General features: G+C 71.3%; 12 protein-coding genes. 6 read left to right on the forward strand and 6 right to left on the reverse strand.

The window, feature by feature from the left end; genetic code table 11:
- Window positions 1-57: 57 nt before the first annotated feature.
- Entirely contained in the window at window positions 58-2,565 is a 2,508-nt protein-coding gene (locus OHB01_RS37670) for a hypothetical protein (RefSeq protein WP_187280534.1), read from the reverse strand.
- A 240-nt stretch (window positions 2,566-2,805) separates the two neighbouring features.
- Between OHB01_RS37670 and OHB01_RS37675 the strand changes: the two genes are divergently transcribed.
- The 3 genes from OHB01_RS37675 to OHB01_RS37685 all read left to right on the forward strand — a co-directional run bounded on the left by OHB01_RS37675 (window position 2,806) and on the right by OHB01_RS37685 (window position 6,632).
- Complete coding sequence (locus OHB01_RS37675) at window positions 2,806-3,990, forward strand: thiolase family protein (protein ID WP_142645473.1); 1,185 nt, start codon at window positions 2,806-2,808, stop codon at window positions 3,988-3,990.
- Window positions 3,987-6,092 carry a 3-hydroxyacyl-CoA dehydrogenase NAD-binding domain-containing protein gene (locus OHB01_RS37680; protein ID WP_142645474.1) on the forward strand — a complete coding sequence of 702 codons (2,106 nt, stop codon included), beginning with the start codon at window positions 3,987-3,989 and terminating at the stop codon, window positions 6,090-6,092. Before OHB01_RS37675 ends, OHB01_RS37680 begins: the two co-directional genes overlap by 4 nt.
- Window positions 6,093-6,299: 207 nt before the next feature.
- Complete coding sequence (locus OHB01_RS37685) at window positions 6,300-6,632, forward strand: DUF6247 family protein (protein WP_328854647.1); 333 nt, start codon at window positions 6,300-6,302, stop codon at window positions 6,630-6,632.
- A gap of 196 nt (window positions 6,633-6,828) precedes the next feature.
- On the opposite strand, the gene OHB01_RS37690 is transcribed toward OHB01_RS37685, so the two are convergent.
- The gene (locus tag OHB01_RS37690; RefSeq protein WP_328710583.1) at window positions 6,829-7,902 is read right to left on the reverse strand and encodes an alkene reductase; all 1,074 of its coding nucleotides are present in this window, start codon (window positions 7,900-7,902) and stop codon (window positions 6,829-6,831) included.
- Window positions 7,903-8,028: 126 nt separating this feature from the next.
- Between OHB01_RS37690 and OHB01_RS37695 the strand changes: the two genes are divergently transcribed.
- Complete coding sequence (locus OHB01_RS37695; protein WP_142645476.1) at window positions 8,029-8,397, forward strand: MerR family transcriptional regulator; 369 nt, start codon at window positions 8,029-8,031, stop codon at window positions 8,395-8,397.
- Between the two features lie 150 nt (window positions 8,398-8,547).
- Here OHB01_RS37695 and OHB01_RS37700 read toward each other — a convergent pair whose 3' ends face one another.
- A complete protein-coding gene (locus OHB01_RS37700) occupies window positions 8,548-10,752 on the reverse strand; it encodes an alpha/beta hydrolase (RefSeq protein WP_328710585.1) in 2,205 nt (734 codons plus the stop codon).
- A gap of 494 nt (window positions 10,753-11,246) precedes the next feature.
- Here OHB01_RS37700 and OHB01_RS37705 point away from each other — a divergent pair, with 494 nt between their 5' ends.
- Window positions 11,247-11,867: a LysE family translocator gene (locus tag OHB01_RS37705; RefSeq protein ID WP_142645478.1), complete on the forward strand. Its 621-nt coding sequence runs from the start codon at window positions 11,247-11,249 to the stop codon at window positions 11,865-11,867.
- Here the strand turns inward: OHB01_RS37705 and OHB01_RS37710 are convergent.
- Window positions 11,833-13,314 carry an amino acid permease gene (locus tag OHB01_RS37710; protein WP_147942416.1) on the reverse strand — a complete coding sequence of 494 codons (1,482 nt, stop codon included), beginning with the start codon at window positions 13,312-13,314 and terminating at the stop codon, window positions 11,833-11,835. The two genes, OHB01_RS37705 and OHB01_RS37710, sit on opposite strands and share 35 nt — an antisense overlap.
- A gap of 66 nt (window positions 13,315-13,380) precedes the next feature.
- Complete coding sequence (gene dxs / locus OHB01_RS37715) at window positions 13,381-15,294, reverse strand: 1-deoxy-D-xylulose-5-phosphate synthase (RefSeq protein WP_147942417.1); 1,914 nt, start codon at window positions 15,292-15,294, stop codon at window positions 13,381-13,383.
- 240 nt (window positions 15,295-15,534) lie between these two features.
- On the opposite strand from dxs, the gene OHB01_RS37720 reads away from it, so the two are divergent.
- Complete coding sequence (locus tag OHB01_RS37720; protein ID WP_328854648.1) at window positions 15,535-16,326, forward strand: neutral zinc metallopeptidase; 792 nt, start codon at window positions 15,535-15,537, stop codon at window positions 16,324-16,326.
- 6 nt (window positions 16,327-16,332) lie between these two features.
- Here the strand turns inward: OHB01_RS37720 and OHB01_RS37725 are convergent, their stop codons facing one another.
- Window positions 16,333-17,538, reverse strand: a complete 1,206-nt coding sequence (locus tag OHB01_RS37725) for an ROK family transcriptional regulator (RefSeq protein WP_147942419.1) — start codon at window positions 17,536-17,538, stop codon at window positions 16,333-16,335.
- Window positions 17,539-17,621 lie beyond the last annotated feature (83 nt).

Here is a 17,621-nt window from a genome sequence, read left to right on the forward strand (position 1 = left end):
TGAGCACGCGAAGACTCCCGGAGGCGCGGCCGGCGCGCCCCCGGGAGCCGTACGTGATCAGACCGCGTCGTCGTCGGTCACGACGAGCCGGGCGAAGCCGTTCCCGATCGTCGCGTTGACCGGCACCGAGGCCACCACCTGGTAGGACTGCGGCTCGGCCGCCACCGCGGTGTCGCCGTTGACGGGCACCTGGAAGGACGCCTGCAGCGACCTGGCCGGGATGACGACCTCCTGTGCCGCCGAGGCGATCACCGGGGCGGCGCCGGTCGCGATCGCCTGGATCTGGACCGTCACCGGCGTGGGGCTCTTCTCCGACAGGCGCACCGTCATCGTGGCCGTGCCAGGGCCGTCGCCCTCGTCCACCGTGACGCTCTCCACCGACACCTGCGGCAGCTTGCCGGTGCGGGCGTCACCCGCGGCCACCGTGCCGAACGCGAGATCGGCGAGGTAGACCGCGCCCTTCTCGCTCGCGCCCGAGATCCGGATCTCGCTGATCTGCTGCGGCTTGAGGCCGGTGAGCGAGCTCAGCGGGACGCGTACGGTGCGCAGCCAGGTCTTGGGCAGCGGCGAGGCCGTGCCGGGGAACGCCGTGAGCGCGTCGCTCACCTCGGACACCTTGACGGTGCGGGACGCGCCGTGCTTGTCGGCGATCGTGACCGCGAGGTCCACGTCGCCGGTCGCCGTCTCGTCCCTCGCGACGCGGAAGGTGAGCGCGTCGTAGTGGGAGACGTTCTGGTCGCGGTTGTCGATCGGCACGGTCACCGTGCCCGTGGGGTCGCTCCAGGAGAACCGCAGCACCGGCGTCGAGGCGACGTTGTTCGCGTACGTCGCGGGCGTCCACGACGGCGCCTGCGACGTGGTCAGCGTGGAGGCGCAGGACGGCAGGCCGCTCTGCGGCGAGCGGTCGAGCATGCCGGCGCAGATGACCGCGGTTGCCGAGCCGGAGACCCGCGTGGACGGCGCGAGCGACGTGAAGGAGGCCACGTCGAAGCGCTTGCTCGCGGGCGCCTGGGCGACGGCGTGCACGACGGCCCGCCCGGCGGAGGCGGTGGTGCCGCCGCTGCCGTCGAACAGCGGCAGCAGGCCCTGCTCACGGCCCTGGACGAGGCGGAAGAACCCCGCGATGTACGCGGTGCCGACGGCGTACTGCTCGGCGGCGGTCAGCCGCGACGGCGCGGTGCCGCCGCAGACCGGGTCGTTGCGGTTGGACCAGTCGTCGGACGCCGGCGCGTGCGCCACGCCCGGGGTCCACTCGGTGTTGAAGAAGTTGTGGTCGGCGCCCATGACCATCAGCGAGGAGCGGAAGGCGGGGTCGTCGTCCTCGGCGTATCGCGAGTCGTCGTAGAAGTGCTGGCCCTGCTGGTTGGAGACGTCGCCGTCGCAGTAGGGCAGGATGACGGCCATCGGCGTGCCGGGCAGGGTCGCCCGTGCGAAGTCCGTCGGCGCGAGCGGGAGCACCGCCTTGATCCCGTACGGCTTGGCCCGGCCCGCGTTCATCAGCGCGGCCTTGACGACGCCCTCGCCTCCGCGCGAGTGACCCATCAGGCCGACATCGGCCATGTCGAGGCGGCCCTTGAACAGGCTGACGAGCTTCGCGTCGCCCACGCCCCGGTCGGCGTCGGCGAGCAGGTCGAGGTGGCGCATGACGACCTCGCCCCGGGCCAGCGCGCCCCGGTCCTCGCTGTAGGGGTTGTCGGCGGCGTTGACGCCGTTGGCGCTGACCGACACGACGACGTAGCCGTGGCTCGCGAGCACGTCGGCGGGGCCGTCGTAGCCCTGGTAGCTGGCGATCGGCTGCTGCCCCGCCGGGCAGGGCCACTGGGTGTTGGACGACGTCCAGGCCGTCGGGTTGTAGCAGGCCGAGTGGCGGCCGTGCAGGAAGACGACCAGCGGGCGCTTGCCGCGGGCGCCCTCCGGCAGGTAGACCTTCGCCCGGATCTCGGCCGGACGGCCGCCGAGCCCCTCCAGGGTGATCGCGGTGTCACCGAAGTCGTACTCGCCGTGGGTCACGGCGTACGGGCCGGGCGCGGCGGGGTCGACCGGCGCGGGATCCGGCTTGCCGGGCGGGCCCGGGGGGTTGCCGGGCGGGCCAGGCGGAGTGCCAGGCTTGCCGGGCGGAGTGCCAGGCTTGCCGGGCGGACCGGCGGGCGGACCGGCGGGCGGATCGGCCGGCGGGTCGGCGAGCATGGGCGTGGTCTTGGCGGCCGCCGCGGCGGCCTCGGGCACCTCGCCGTTCCAGGCCACGTCGACGGACGACGCGGAGGCGACGGCGGGGTCGGGGGTGACGACGGTCAGCGTCATGCCGTCGGGCGACTCCTCGGCCGGGCCGAGCGACCGGCCGTCCGCCGCGAGCTCGGGGACCGCGTCGCGGACCGGCAGGGGCGCGTTCAGGTGGAGTGTGACCCGGTGGCCGCCGCCGACGGGTTCGACGGTCCAGGTGCCGTCCTTCCCGACCGAGCCGGGCGGCTCTGCGTACGCGGGCCCTGCGATGAGGGGTGTGGACAGGGTCGCGGCCGTGACGGCCGCGGCGAGCGCCTTGGTCCAGGCGCGCACAGGGGAGCGCATGTGGTTCTTTCTCCGAGTGCATTGCCCCAAGAAATCCGCTTGCGAGAGCTAGAGGAGTGATTCTTGGGGTTTGAGGGGTTGCATCCCGAATGAGATCGTCACCGGAGACCTGTACTGATTCACACCGGTTGCCGACCGATTAACGATCATTCACAAACGCCACCGGCCCACCGATGCCAGAACCGGTTACCGGCCAGTAGCATAGGATTCCGGAAGCTACTGACAAGTAGGAGCGAACCCGTGCCTGCGTCCCGTGAAGTCGTCTTCGTCGACGGCGTTCGGACGCCTTTCGGCAAGTCGGGCCCGAAGGGCCTGTACGCCGAGACGCGTGCCGACGACCTGGTAGTCCGCGTCATCCGCGAGCTGATGCGGCGCAACCCCGGCCTCCCCCCGGAGCGGGTGGACGAGGTCGCCATCGCGGCCACCACCCAGATCGGCGACCAGGGCCTGACCATCGGCCGGGCCGCGGCGGTGCTCGCCGGCCTGCCGAAGTCGGTCCCCGGCTACGCCATCGACCGCATGTGCGCCGGCGCGATGACCGCCGTCACCACCGTGGCGGGCGGCATCTCCTTCGGCGCGTACGACGTGGCCATCGCCGGCGGCGTCGAGCACATGGGCCGCCACCCCATGGGCGAGGGGGTGGACCCCAACCCCCGGTTCCTGTCCGAGCAGCTCGTGGACGGCTCGGCGCTGGTCATGGGCATGACCGCGGAGAACCTGCACGACCGCTATCCGTCCATCACCAAGGAGCGCGCCGACGCCTTCGCCGTCGCCTCCCAGGAGAAGGCCGCCAAGGCGTACGCCGACGGCAAGATCCAGCGCGACCTCGTGCCGATGGCCACCCGCAAGGCCGCCGAAGGCTGGGGCCTGGCCACCGTGGACGAGCCCCCGCGCCCCGGCACGACGATGGAGGGCCTGCGCGGGCTGAAGACCCCCTTCCGGCCGCACGGGCGGGTCACGGCGGGCAACGCCTCCGGCATCAACGACGGCGCGACCGGCTGCATCGTGGCCGCCGAGGACGTGGCCCGCGAGTTCGGCCTCACCCCGCGCATGCGGCTGGTGTCGTACGCCTTCGCCGGCGTCGACCCCGAGGTCATGGGCATCGGGCCGATCCCCTCCACCGAGCGCGCGCTGCGCCTGGCCGGGCTGTCCATCGGCGACATCGGCCTGATCGAGATCAACGAGGCGTACGCCGTCCAGGTGCTGGCCTTCCTGGAGCACTTCGGCATCGCCGACGACGACCCCCGGGTCAACCCGTACGGCGGCGCGATCGCGTTCGGCCACCCGCTCGCGTCGTCGGGCGTGCGGCTGATGACGCATCTGTCGCGGGAGTTCGCCGAGCGTCCGGACGTCCGCTACGGGATCACCACGATGTGCGTCGGCATGGGCATGGGCGGCACCGTCATCTGGGAGAACCTCGCATGAGCACGATCGAGACCTGCAAGGCCCTCCTGGAGGGCAAGAACGCCGACGAGGTCGTCACCAAGGCGCTCGTGCGCGACGTCGAGCTTCCGTACGGCGCGGGCACGATGGCCCTGATCACGCTCGACAACGGCCTCGACCACACCAAGCCCAACACGTTCGGCCCGCACGGCCTGTTCGCGCTGAACGACGCGCTCGACGCGATCGCCGCCCGCTCCGACCTGGCGGCCGTCGGCGTCGTCGGCAAGCCGTTCATCTTCGCCGTCGGGGCCGACCTCAAGGGCGCGGCGGCGGTGTCCTCCCGCGAGGAGGCGCTCGCCATCGGGCGGCTCGGGCACCACGTGTTCCGCCGCCTCGGCGAGCTGGACGTGCCGTCGTTCGCGTTCGTCAACGGCGCGGCGATGGGCGGCGGGCTGGAAATCGCCCTGCACTGCACCTACCGCACCGTGTCGTCAGGCGTCCCGGCGATCGCGCTGCCGGAGTGCTTCCTCGGCCTGGTGCCCGGATGGGGCGGCACCCAGCTCCTCCCCCGCCTGATCGGCCCGGAGAAGGCGCTCAAGCTCATCATCGAGAACCCGCTGTCGCAGAACCGCATGATCAAGGGCAGGGACGCGTACGCCCTCGGCGTCGCCGACGCGATGTTCGAGCCCGCCGACTTCATCGAGGAATCACTGCGGTGGGCCGCCCAGGTGCTGCGCGGCGAGATCGCCGTCGAGCGGGCCGACCATACCGCCGAAGACTGGGCGCCGGTGATCGACCAGGCCAGGACCCTCGTCGACCTCAAGCTGCGGGGCGCCTCCCCCGCGCCCTACCGGGCGCTCGACCTCGTGGCCCTGGCCCGTACGGCGTCGCGCGACGAGGGCTTCGCCGCCGAGGACGAGGCGCTGGCCGACCTGCTCATGAGCGACGAGCTGCGGGCCGGGCTGTACGCCTTCGACCTGGTGCAGCGCCGGGCCAAGCGGCCGGCGGGCGCGCCGGACAAGTCGCTCGCCCGCCCGGTCACCAAGGTCGGCGTGGTGGGCGCCGGGCTGATGGCCTCGCAGCTCGCGCTGCTGTTCGCCCGCCGTCTGGAGGTGCCGGTCGTGCTGACCGACCTCGACCAGGCCCGGCTCGACAAGGGCGTGGGATATGTGCACGCCGAGGTCGACAAGCTGCTCGGCAAGGGCCGGATCTCCGCCGACCAGGCCAACCGGCTGAAGGGCCTGGTGACCGGGTCGCTGACGAAGGACGTCTTCGCCGACGCCGACTTCGTGATCGAGGCGGTGTTCGAGGACCTCGCCGTGAAGCAGAAGGTCTTCGCCGAGGTGGAGGAGGTCGTCTCCGAGACCTGTGTGCTCGCCACCAACACCTCGTCGCTGTCGGTCACCGACATGGCGTCCGGCCTGCGGCACCCCGAGCGGGTCGTGGGCTTCCACTTCTTCAACCCGGTCGCGGTGCTGCCGCTGCTGGAGATCGTCCGGGGCGCCGCCACCGACGACGCGACCTTGGCCACGGCCTTCGCAGTCGGCAAGACGCTGAAGAAGTCGTGCGTGCTGGTCAAGGACGCGCCCGCGTTCGTCGTCAACCGGCTGCTGACCCGCTTCATGGGCGAGGTCACGGCGGCGGCCGACGAGGGCACCCCGCTGGAGGTCGCCGACCACGCGCTCGACTCGCTCGGCCTGCCGATGACGCCGTTCGCGCTGCTCCAGCTCGTCGGCCCGGCCGTCGCGTTGCACGTCGCCGAGACCATGCACGCGGCGTTCCCCGACCGGTTCGGCGTATCGGAGAACCTCGCCAAGCTGGTCGCGGCGGGCAAGCCCGGCCTCTACGGCGCGGACTTCCAGATCGACCCGGAGGTGCGCGCGCTGTTCGAGGGCGGCTCGTCCCCGTCCACGGGCGAGGAGGTGCGGCTGCGCGCGCTGCGGGCCCTCGCCCAGGAGATCCGGCTCATGCTCGACGAGGGCGTGGTCGCCGCGCCGCAGGACATCGACCTGTGCATGATCCTGGGCGCCGGCTGGCCGTTCCACACCGGCGGCATCACGCCCTATCTCGACCGTACGGGCATCTCCGCGGAGGTCACCGGCTCCCGCTTCCTGGAGCCCGGCGTCGCCTCCGTACCTGCCTGAACCAGCCTGAATCGGCCTGAACCGTCCTGAACCGGCTGAGCGAGCCGGCTTTCGCCGGCTCTGGCGGATCACCGGGGCCCCTGTCGCGCGGGGCCCCGGTGATCCACCGCACCAGTCACCGGCCTGACGGCTCCGCCTTCCCGCTCCGCCGGCCCGGAAGATGTCGGCCCTTCTCTGTACGCTCTATGAGCGGGAAGGGAGCAGGCCATGACAGCGCAACCGCACGACTTCGTGTCCCGTGAGACGCCGTTGCCCGAGAAGAACCTGCGGGCCATCCGCGCCGCGTTGGTCGTTCCCCAGGACCGCGAGGCGTTCGACGCGGGACTCAAGGCAGTGCTCGACGAGGTCAGGGTCAGCTTGGACCTGGGGGCGCTGAACGCGTTCGTGCACCGGTGGTGGATCTCCGCCTGCGACTCGGTGCGCGATCCCCAAGGCCGCCGGCAGATGCACGAACGGGCCGAACATGTCCTCGCCGGGGAACCCCGCTCCGAGGGGAAGCCATGGCGCGAGATCCTCGCCGCTCGCGGGATCGATGTGTAGGTGTTCAAGCTCGTCGTCGATCCGAGCCGAAGCCCGCGCTGAGGGTGACGGTCTGCCTGCTACGGGGGAAGGCGCTCTACCGCTTCCGAGGAGGCTGAGGTGGGCCACCTCCAGAAGCTCCGAAGCAGAGCACGGGACCGCGCGGCGAGCCGTCACGCCACATCGGCGCGACGGCTCGCCGCGGTTCCGTACGCGGTCAGGCCGCGTGGTGGTAGGCGGGGTAAGTGAGGTAGCCCGCGTCGCCGCCCTGATACCAGGTGGCCTTGTCGTCCGGCGCGATGGGCAGCCCCTGGCGCAGCCGCTCCACGAGGTCGGGGTTGGCGATGAACGCGCGGCCGAAGCTGATCAGGTCGGCGCCGAGCCCCAGCCAGTGATCGGCCGCCGCCTTGTCCGTCTTCCGGGGGCCCGTCGGGAAGGCCGGGTTGACGATGAGCGTGCCGGGCCAGGCCTTGCGCAGCTCGACCAGCACGTCCTCGTCCGTGGTGGCCTCCAGGTGGATGTAGGCGAGATTCAGGGGAGCCAGCGCGGCGAGGAGCGCGCCGTACAGCTCGGGGACGTCGTGCTCCTCCGCGCCCCACAGACCCGCGCCCGGCGAGAGCCGGATGCCCGTACGGTCGCCGCCCACCGCCTCGACCGTCGCCGTCACGGCCTCCACCGCGAAGCGGATGCGGCCTTCGATCGACCCGCCGTACGCGTCGGTGCGCAGGTTGGCGGTGCTCGACAGGAACTGGGAGATGAGATAGCCGTTCGCACCGTGCAGTTCGACGCCGTCGAAGCCGGCGTCGACCGCCCGGACGGCGGCCCGCGCGTACGACAGGGCGTGCTCGGGCACCTCTGCGGTCTCCAGCGCCCTCGGCACGGGCGCCGGCTTGGGCCCCGACGGGGTGAACACCTCGCCGGGCGCGGGGACGGCCGAGGGACCCACGGGCTGCGTTCCCGTGGTGTCGGGGTGGGAGACGCGGCCTCCGTGCATGAGCTGGGCGAAGATGCGGCCGCCGTTGGTGTGGACCGCGTCGGTGACCGGCCGCCACGACGCGACCTGCTCGTCGGTGTGCAGCCCGGGCGTGCCGGGGTTGGACTGCCCGACGAGGCTCGGCTGCACGCCCTCGGTCACGATGAGCCCGGCGGTGGCGCGCTGGGCGTAGTAGGTCGCCATCGACGGTGTCGCCAGGCCGCCCGCCGCCGCGCGGACCCGGGTCATCGGGGCCATCACCACACGGTTGGGCAGGGTCAGCGAACCAAGCTGGTGGCGGTCGAAAAGGGTCGTCATTCCTGCGTGCCTTTCCAGACGTTCCTGCAGAGGGACGCGTCCGCCGGCTGGACACGCGACTACGCTAAGACCTGACATTGACGTCAGATGCAAGCGTTAGAGCCGGGTTTCTCTCAAGGAGGCGCGATGCGAATCGGCGAGCTGGCGGCGCGGGCCGGGGTGAGCGTCCGTTCCCTGCGCTACTACGAGGAGCAGGGCCTGCTCACCAGCACGCGCAGCCCCAGCGGCCAGCGCCACTACACCGACGGCGAGGTCGAGCGGGTGCGGCTCATCCAGCGCATGTACGGCGCGGGGCTGTCCAGCCGGACGATCGCCGAGGTGCTCCCCTGTGTCGACTCGCCGAGCGAGCGGAACTCCGACGAGGCGTTCGAGCGGCTGGTCCAGGAGCGGGACCGGATCAACCGCAACATCGACGAGCTCGTCCAGGCCCGCGACGCCCTCGACCGGCTCATCGATATCAACCGCGCCCACCGCGCCCGGCTGGTGCGTCACTGATCCCTCTCTGCGAGCGCGACGGGGCGCCGCGCTCGCTCCCCGCTGCGGGAGTCCGCCACGGCCCTCCCGCTGCGTGCCGTACACGGCGCGGTGGAACGGGCGCGGCGCGGTCGCCCGCAGCAGGAGCGACCGCGCCGCGACGGTGGTCGATCAGCGCTTGAACAGGCGCGGCGCCAGGTCGATGAGGTTCTTCTGCCACACGTCCCAGCCGTGCGGTCCGGGGGTGACCCCGTCGAACTCGTAGCGGATGCCGAGGCTGTCCAAGGTGGGCAGGGACCCCAGGAAGAACGGCTGCACGAAGTCGGTCTGGTCGCCGACGTACAGGCGCAGCATCTTGGTCCCGTTGTTGATCGCCGCCGCGTCGACGCCGGTGCCGTCGCCGAACCAGGCCGAGAACGCCGCGACGTACGCGAACCGGCCCGGATAGTCCTTCAGCACGCCGAGCGTCTGCACGCCGCCCATCGAGAGCCCGGCGAGGGCCTGCTGCGCCGGGTCGCCGGAGACGTTGTAGTGGGCGCGGGCCGCCGGGACGATGTCGTCCAGCAGCTCCTTGCCGAAGTCGGGCACGTTGCCGTTGCCCATCACGACCACCATCGGCACGAGCTTCCCGTCGAGGAACTCGTGGTCGAGGATCTGCTTGGCGCGTCCCATCTCGACCCAGTCGGTGTAGCTCTGGCCGCTGCCGTGCTGGAGGTAGAGAACGGGATAGGGCTCCGCGCGCTCGGCGTCATAGCCGGGCGGGGTCCACACCAGCGCCGTCCGGTCCTCGTTCACGACGTTGCTGTGGTACGTCAGGCTCTCGACCTTCCCACCCTGACCGGCGGGAACGTCCGAGAGCAGGCGCGACCTCTCACCGGGGATGAAGAAGGAGCTCCAGTTGGGCTCGGAGGTCACCTTGGTCGGGTTCGACGTGTCCTTGGCCGCGACCCGGTCCACGATCCACTGGTAGTAGTAGAACCACGGCTCCAGCGGACCCACGGTCACCCGCCACCGGTCGCCGTCGCGGGACATCGGGATACGGAGCCAGCTCCCGTTGGGAGCGTCGTTCGCCCACACCGTGACGTGGTCGGCGTCCTTGAACTCCGTCGTGGTCTCGAACGTGACGAACCCGTCCTCGGACACGTACGGCGTCGGCGTGGTGCCGGGCGCGGGCGGATGGAACTCGCCCTTCAGCGGTCCGTGACCGGCGCTCGGACCGTGGTCCGGGGCGTTGCGGAACAGCCGCGGCAAGAAGTCGATCAGGTTCTCCTGCCAGGCGTTCCAGTTCGCCCCGCCGTCGGGGTTGACCCCGTCGAACTCGTACCTGACCCGGGCATGGTCCAGCGCCTTCGTCAGGCGGACGGTCGCGTTGTACGCGGGATCGGTCACGTTCCCGGTGTACAGCCGCAGCAGCTTGAGGTCGTGGCCGATCGCCCGGGCGTCCGGCCCCCCGGCGTCCGTCAGCAGGCCGGAGAACGAGCCGGCGTAGGCGAACCGACCCGGCCCCCCGGTGAGAGCGGCGCGCAGCGCCAGCGTCCCGCCCTCGGCCACACCGGCGATCGCCTGGTGCGCCGGGTCGCGCAGGACGTCATACCTGTCCCCGACCGCCTTGCCGAGGTCCTTCAGGTCCTTGTCGTCGTCACCGTCGCTGATCACCACCACCATCGGCTCGATGGCCTTCTGGGCCGACAGGTTGTCGAGGATCTGCTTGGCCCGGCCGAGATCGAGCCAGTCGGTGGCGCTCTGTCCCTTGCCGGATTGCAGGAACAGCACCGGGTAGCCCTTCGGGCCCTCGGGACCCTTCGGCCCCTTAGGGCCGTCCGGGCCCTTGGGGCCGTCCGCGCCCTTGGGGCCGTCCGCGCCCTTGGGGCCCTTGGGGTCCTTCGCCTGGTAGCCCGGCGGCGTCCACACCAGCGCCGACCGCTCCTCCTTCTTGACCCGGTAGGTCAGGGTCTCGACCCGGCCGCCCTGTCCCTGCGGCGCGTCCGCCAGCAGGCGTACGGACTCGCCCGGCACGAGGAAGGTGCTCCACAGGGGCTTGGACGCCACGGTGGTGCTGTTCGTCGGGTCCTTGAGGCTCTTGGTGTTGTCGCCCGTGACCTGGTAGGCGTACAGCCCCGGCTTGAGCGGGCCGAGTGCTCCCCACCAGAGGTCGCCCCGGCGGGTCAGGCCATACTCCGCCCATGCGAAGGAGGGGCCGAAGTTCCCCTCGACGGCCAGCTCCGACACCTGGCCGACACTGGCCTCGACGGCGGCCGCCGGGATGCTGATCGCCAGGTAGCCGTCGTCCGAGACGCTCACCCAGGGCGTGTCCGCCTCCGCCGGTCGCGGCGTGAGTGACACCGCCGCGACCGCCGTGACTCCAGCGGCGATCACCGCCGAGAGTCTGCGGGCGCCCGTGGGGCGCGCGCTGCCACGCTGGAATAACGCCATGCCGAAACTCCCTTGATGGCCCGCAGTGGTCGGTCCCGCCCATCGACTCGACCCAATTGATGGAATGTGAAACTTTTCGACGCGCGCCTTTTCAGCCCGCGATTCCACCAAGTCAAGGTAATTGATACATTTTGGAAACACAAGACCGTTTCCGCCGCTCAAGACACCGGCCGTCACTCCCGTGCGGACACCACCCGGCAGGCGCCTCCGCGGCGCCGGAGATCCGGACCTCGCGGCTCCCCGGCATTCCACCGCCACGACAGAGCGCTTGAAAATCTGCCCGAATCGCCGGCGGAAACGACATGATTTCCATCCGCGGCAGGCGCCATGCGAATGCGAACCAGGGAACGGCGGCAAGGCCTGACCTCGTCCGCCGCGCGCTTCCGGTGTGCGACCGGCGATAGCCTCTCGTGCGGACGAAACGGGAGGTAAGCGGCGTGACGGAACTGCTGATGGGGCTCAGCCTCGGCCTGGGCGCGGGGGTCACGCCCGGCGCGCTGCTGACGCTCGTCATCACGGCGAGCCTGCGCGGCGGGTTCCGCTCGGGGGTGCGCCTGGCCTGCGTGCCGCTGCTGTCCGACCTGCCCGTGGTGCTGCTCGCCGTGACGGCGGTCGGGGCGCTGCCGCAGGTGCTCCTGCGCGTGCTGGCGGTCGGAGGCGGGCTCTACGTCGTCCACCTCGGCGTGGAGACGCTGCGCGAGGCCCGTACGGCCCTGCCGCCCCGGCCCGGCGAGGACGCGCCCTCCTCGGCCCGGGAGATCCTGCGCGGGGTGGTGGTGAACATGCTCAACCCCCACCCGTGGCTGTTCTGGATCGCGGTGGGCTCACCGATCTTCGTCTCGGCGTGGGACCACGCCCCGGCGTACGCGCTGGTCTTCGTGGGCGGGTTCTATCTGGTCCTGGTGGGTTCCAAGGTGGCGCTGGCGGGGGCCGTGGGGGCCGGGCGGCACCGGCTGACCCCCCGCGGCTACCGCCTGCTGCTGGGCGCGAGCGGCGCGCTGCTGGCCGTCGTGGGCGCCGTGCTCACCGTTCGAGGACTGCTTCCCCAGGGGTTGTAGCGGCCACCCTGCTGCGGCGCCGGCCGTACAGGAAGTAGACGACGGCGCCGACGACCATCCAGGCGAAGAACCGGATCCAGGTCTCCACGGGCAGGTTGAGCATCAGGTAGGCCGAGGCCAGCACCGACAGGATGGGCACCACCGGCACGAACGGGGTGCGGAAGGAGCGGGGCAGGTCGGGACGGGTCCTGCGGAGGATCATCACGGCCACCGCGACGATCACGAAGGCGAACAGCGTGCCGATGTTCACCAGCTCCGCGATGGCGCTCAGCGGGATCAGCGCCGCGAGCACCGCGGTGGCCGCGCCGATGACGATCGTGATCCGGTACGGCGTGCGGAACGTCGGGTGGACCTTGGCGAGGGACCGGGGCAGCAGGCTGTCACGGCACATCGCGAACAGCACCCGGCTCTGGCCCAGCATGAGGATCATCACGACGGTGGTGAGCCCGGCGATGGCTCCGATGCTGATCAGCGTGGCCATCCAGGGCTGGCCCACCGACCGGAACGCGTCCGCGAGCGGGGCAGACGCGCTGAGCTCCGAATAGTGCTGCATGCCGACGACCACGAGCGAGACCGCCACGTAGAGGATCGTGCAGACGACCAGCGAGGCGATGATCCCGATGGGCAGGTCGCGCTGCGGGCGGCGGGTCTCCTCGGCCGCGGTCGCCACGACGTCGAAGCCGATGTAGGCGAAGAACACCAGGGCCGCGGCGGTGAAGACGCCGAAGACGCCGTACGCGACCGGCTGCACGCCGAACAGCACCTGGATGAGCGGGGCCTTCATGCCCTCCCCGGCGGCCATGTGGTGAGGCGGGGGGACGAACGGCTGGTAGTTGGCACCCTTGATGAAGAACAGCCCGGCGATGATCACGAGGAGCACGACGGCCAGCTTGACCGCGACCATGGCGCCGTTGAAGCGGGCCGACATCTTGATCCCGGCCACCAGGACCCCGGTCAGCAGGATCACGATCACCGCCGCCGGGATGTTGAAGACGGCCTCGTCGCCGGCGATGGACGGCGGCAGATAGACGCCGAAGTTCTTCAGCAGCGAGGCGAAGTAGCCCGACCAGCCCGAGGCGACCACCGCCGCGCCCAGTGCCAGTTCCAGCATCAGGTCCCAGCCGATGATCCAGGCCGGGAACTCGCCGATCGTGGCGTACGCGTAGGTGTAGGCCGAGCCCGCGACCGGGACGGTGGCGGCGAACTCGGCGTAGCACAGGGCCGCGAGCGCGCACACGATCCCGGCGATCACGAAGGAGATCGCGACGGCCGGGCCGGCCGTGTTGCGCGCCGCCACACCGGTCAGCACGAAGATGCCGGTGCCCACGATGACGCCGATGCCGAAGACGGTGAGGTCGAGAGCGCTCAGGCTGCGCCTGAGCCGATGCTCGCCGCCTTCGGCATCCTCAATCGACTGTTCGACCGGCTTCGTCCGGAAAAGGCTCATCCGCAGGCTCCTCATCACGTCGATGACCTGCAGACTTCCCGGTCACACCGGTATTACTCCTGGTTGTCAATCGGTGGGCTGCACGAGCCGCGCGGGATGGCTCTCCATCACCTGCGACCGGCGCGCCACGGCCTCGGTGATCTGGCGGGCGAGGTCCTGCCCGGTCAGGCCGATATCGGAGAGGATCTTGGCCCGCTTGGCGTGGTCGAGGAAGCGCTGGGGGATGCCGTAGGTCCGCACCGGCACGTCCACGTCGGCGTCGCGCAGCAGGCGCGCCACGGCGTCGCCCACGCCGCCGACCCGGCCGTTGTCCTCCACCACGACGACCAGCTTGTGCGCGGCGGCGGCCAGCGCCAGCGCCTCGTCGAGCGGCTTCACCCAGCGGGGGTCGACCACGGTGGTGGAGATGCCCTGCGCGTCGAGGAGGTTCGCGGCCTCCAGGCAGACCTCGGCCATCGGGCCGACCGCGACCAGCAGCACGTCGGCGTCGCCGGCGCGGAGCACGTCCATCTCGCCGAGCTTGCCGACCGCCTCGACGTCCGCGGGCAGGCCGCCCTTGGGGTAGCGGACCACCGTCGGGCCGTCCTCGATCCGGACCGCCTCGGCCAGCAGCTCGCGCAGCCGCGCGCCGTCGCGCGGGACGGCGATCGAGAGCCCGGGGATCACCTGGAGGATCGACAGGTCCCACATGCCGTTGTGGCTGGCGCCGTCGTCTCCCGTCACGCCCGAGCGGTCGAGCACGACGGTGACCGGCAGGCGGTGCAGCGCCACGTCCATAAGGAGCTGGTCGAAGGCCCGGTTGAGGAACGTCGCGTAGAGGGCCACGACGGGGTGAAGACCGCCGAGCGCGAGCCCGGCGGCGCTGGTCAGGGCGTGCTGCTCGGCGATGCCCACGTCGTAGATCCGGTCCGGGTACGCCTCGGCGAACGCCGCCAGGCCGACCGGGTGGAGCATCGCCGCGGTGATCGCGACGACGTCGTCCCGCTCACGGCCGATCTTCACGATCTCCTCGCTGAACACGTTGGTCCAGCTGTGCGGCTTGGGCCGCTCCTCGCCGGTCAGCGGGTCGAACGGGCCGGGACCGTGGAAGCAGTCCTCGTCGTGGTTCTCCGCGTGGCTGTAGCCGTTGCCCTTGCGGGTGAGCACGTGGACGATGACGGGCCCGCGGAAGCCCCTGGCGCGGCGCAGCGCGGCCTCCACCGCCCCCTCATCGTGGCCGTCGATCGGGCCGACGTACTTCAGCCCGAGGTCCTCGAACATGACCTGCGGGGTCAGGATGTCCTTCAGGCCCTTCTTGATGCCGTGCAGCGTGTCGTACAGCGGCGCGCCGACCACGGGCACCCGGCCGAGGTTGTTCTTCACCAGTTCGAGCACGTGCTCGTAGCCCTGGCTCATCCGCAGCGACGACAGGTGGGAGGCGAGACCGCCGATGGTCGGCGAGTAGGACCGGCCGTTGTCGTTGACCACGATGATCAGCGGCAGGTCCTTGCGCCCGGCGATGTTGTTCAGCGCCTCCCAGGCCATGCCGCCGGTGAGCGCGCCGTCGCCGATCACGGCCACCACCGTGCGGCCGGTCTCCCCGCGCAGGGTGATCGCCTTGGCCAGCCCGTCGGCGTACGACAGGGCGGTGGAGGCGTGCGAGTTCTCGATGAAGTCGTGCTCCGACTCGGCCTGGCTGGGATATCCCGACAGGCCGCCCTCCTGGCGCAGCATGTCGAACTGGCCGGACCGGCCGGTCAGCATCTTGTGCACGTACGCCTGGTGGCCGGTGTCGAACAGGATCGGGTCGCGCGGCGAGTCGAAGACCCTGTGGAGGGCGATGGTCAGCTCGACGACGCCGAGGTTGGGCCCGAGGTGACCGCCGGTCTTCGCGACGGAGGAGACCAGCAGGTCGCGGATCTCCGCCGCCAGCACGGGCAGTTCCCCGGCCTCAAGGCGCTTCACGTCGAGCGGGTCCTTGATCGTCTCCAGAATCCCCACCGCTCATCCTTCCCGCTCGCCATCGAACGGATCGAGTCTAGTTCGAGGAAGGTGCGGGGGGATCAGGGGTTGCACCGAACCTCCACAAGACCTTCCCGGCGCCGGCATCGATCCTGCTTTACCCGTCGCCTCCTCCTGCTCTACCCTCATGATCCCCTAGAAGGAACATCCGCGCTGCCGGATCTTCGGGCGATTCGCCACATTCCTGACTATCTCTCTGTCCGCTTGGGATGCCCACTGATGATTCGCATAAGCCTCCGCACGGCCGCCGTCGCGGTCACGGCGGTGGTGGGAGCCCTGCCCCTCACCGGTGCGGCGGACGCCTCCGGCGCCTCGGCGCGGCCCGTGCCCACCGGGCCGGGAGCGCTGACGAGGAACCCGCTCTACGCCACGGGCGCGTTCCGATCCTCCGCGTGCACCGAGCCGGCCCGGCGGGCCGACGACCTCGGCTCCTACCGGGCCTACCTGGACGACCTGCTCGGCTGCCTCCGCCGGGCCTGGAGCGAGAAGTTCCGGCAGGCGGGGCTGCGGTTCTCCCCGCCCCGGGTGAGGTACATCACGAAGAGCGTCTACACGGGCTGCGGCCAGTTCATGGCGAGCTACGCGGCGAGCCTGTACTGCCCCGCGAACAAGACGTTGTGGATCATGCTCTCCAAGGAGGAGCTGTCGGACCCCAGGGGGTTCGGGCTCTTCACGGTCGTCGCCCACGAGTACGGCCACCACGCGCAGGACCGCGCCGGCATCCTGGCCGAGTTCGAGCGGCGGTCCCGCACGCTGAGCGGAAAGCGGGCCCTCGACCTCAACCGCAGGATCGAGCTGCAGGCCGACTGCTTCTCCGCCGCCTTCGTCCGCAGCGTCTGGTCCTCGCTCGCCCGCGACCGGCGCGACTGGGACGAGTGGCTCACGGCGGACGAAGGCGACATGTGGCACGGCACGACGCGCAACATCCGCTACTGGCTCAAGCGCGGCTGGGCGGGTGGCGGCCCTCAGGCGTGCGACACGTTCCGTGCTCCCGTCTCCAAGGTCGCCTGACCACGTTCAGGTGGCGACCCGGGACAACGCTTCGAGGGGGTCGGCGAGCACCTGGGCGAACGCCAGCTCGGCCGCCCCCATCAGCGTCGCGTCGTCGCCCAGGGCCGAGGTGCGCAGCCGCACCTGCTCCCGGGTCGCGCGCAGGGTGCCGGTGGCGATCCGGCTGCGCACCTGGGCGGCCGAGCCCAGGTAGATCTCCCGCAGGATGCCGCCGAAGACGACCATCTCGGGGTTGAAGACGTTGACCAGGCTGGCCACGCCGAGCCCGAGCCAGTTGCCCACGTGGGCGAGGGCCTCCTGGGCCATCACGTCGCCCCGGTCGGCGGCGTCGACGACGGCGCGGACCGCGTCCCTGCCGATCATCTCGCCGTACCGTCCGGCGTGCTCCATCAGCGCCGGCTCCCCCACCTCGGCCTCCAGGCAGCCGCGCGAGCCGCAGGCGCACGGGCGGCCGTCGGGGTTGACCACCATGTGGCCCACCTCGCCGCCATACCCGCCGTACCCGCCGAGGAGCTGGCCGTTCACGATGATGCCGCCGCCGATGCCCACGTCGCCGTGCAGGTAGATGAGGTCGCGGCAGCCCGCGCCGATGCCGCGGGTGTGCTCGGCGAGCGCGCCGAGGTTCGCCTCGTTGCCCACCGCCACGGGCAGCCCGAGCGCGAGCCGCTTGGTCAGCTCCTCCCCCAGCGGCACCTCGAACGCGCCGATGTTCGGCCCGATCCTGACGACGCCATCGGAGGCGCGGACCACCCCGGAGACCGCCGCCGCCGCGCCGACGCAGATCGTGTCCTCGCGCGTCCTGCGCCGCATCTGCCGGGCGAAGCCCGCCAGCGTCCCCACGACCTGCGCCATGTCGAACTCCCCGCGCGCCCGCGCGGCCTCACGGCGGTCGAGGATCACCCCGCCGAGGCCGATGCGCGCGGCGGCCAGCCGGTCGACGCCCACCTCGAAGGCCAGGACGTAGACGCGGGCCGTCTCCGGGCGGACGACCAGCGACGGCCGTCCGGCCCGGCCGGTGTCCTTGGGCAGTTCCTCCCTGACGAGGCCCGCCGCCGTGAGGTCCGCCGTGAGCGCCATGATGGTGCTCCGGTTCAGCCCCATCAGCGAGGTCAGCTCGGCCCGCGACGTCGGCCCTCCGAGATGGACGTGCCGCAGCAGCGTCCCGAGGTTGTGCTTGCGGATCTCCTCCTGTGAGGGACCGGCGCGCATCATCGGGGGAGCCTCGGATTCCGTGGGGTCGGGGGGAACCTGACCAGGTCAGGGGTCGCAGATCACCTTATCGGGGCCCGATCACG

Origin of the sequence: Microbispora hainanensis (genome assembly GCF_036186745.1) — a bacterium.
GTDB lineage: Bacteria > Actinomycetota > Actinomycetes > Streptosporangiales > Streptosporangiaceae > Microbispora.

Coding starts and splice junctions, on each gene's coding strand:
- OHB01_RS37670 (WP_187280534.1), bottom strand. CDS start 2,565: ATGCGCTCCCCTGTGCGCGCCTGGACCAAGGCGCTCGCCGCGGCCGTC.
- OHB01_RS37680 (WP_142645474.1), top strand. CDS start 3,987: ATGAGCACGATCGAGACCTGCAAGGCCCTCCTGGAGGGCAAGAACGCC.
- OHB01_RS37685 (WP_328854647.1), top strand. CDS start 6,300: ATGACAGCGCAACCGCACGACTTCGTGTCCCGTGAGACGCCGTTGCCC.
- OHB01_RS37690 (WP_328710583.1), bottom strand. CDS start 7,902: ATGACGACCCTTTTCGACCGCCACCAGCTTGGTTCGCTGACCCTGCCC.
- OHB01_RS37695 (WP_142645476.1), top strand. CDS start 8,029: ATGCGAATCGGCGAGCTGGCGGCGCGGGCCGGGGTGAGCGTCCGTTCC.
- OHB01_RS37710 (WP_147942416.1), bottom strand. CDS start 13,314: ATGAGCCTTTTCCGGACGAAGCCGGTCGAACAGTCGATTGAGGATGCC.
- OHB01_RS37720 (WP_328854648.1), top strand. CDS start 15,535: ATGATTCGCATAAGCCTCCGCACGGCCGCCGTCGCGGTCACGGCGGTG.
- OHB01_RS37725 (WP_147942419.1), bottom strand. CDS start 17,538: ATGATGCGCGCCGGTCCCTCACAGGAGGAGATCCGCAAGCACAACCTC.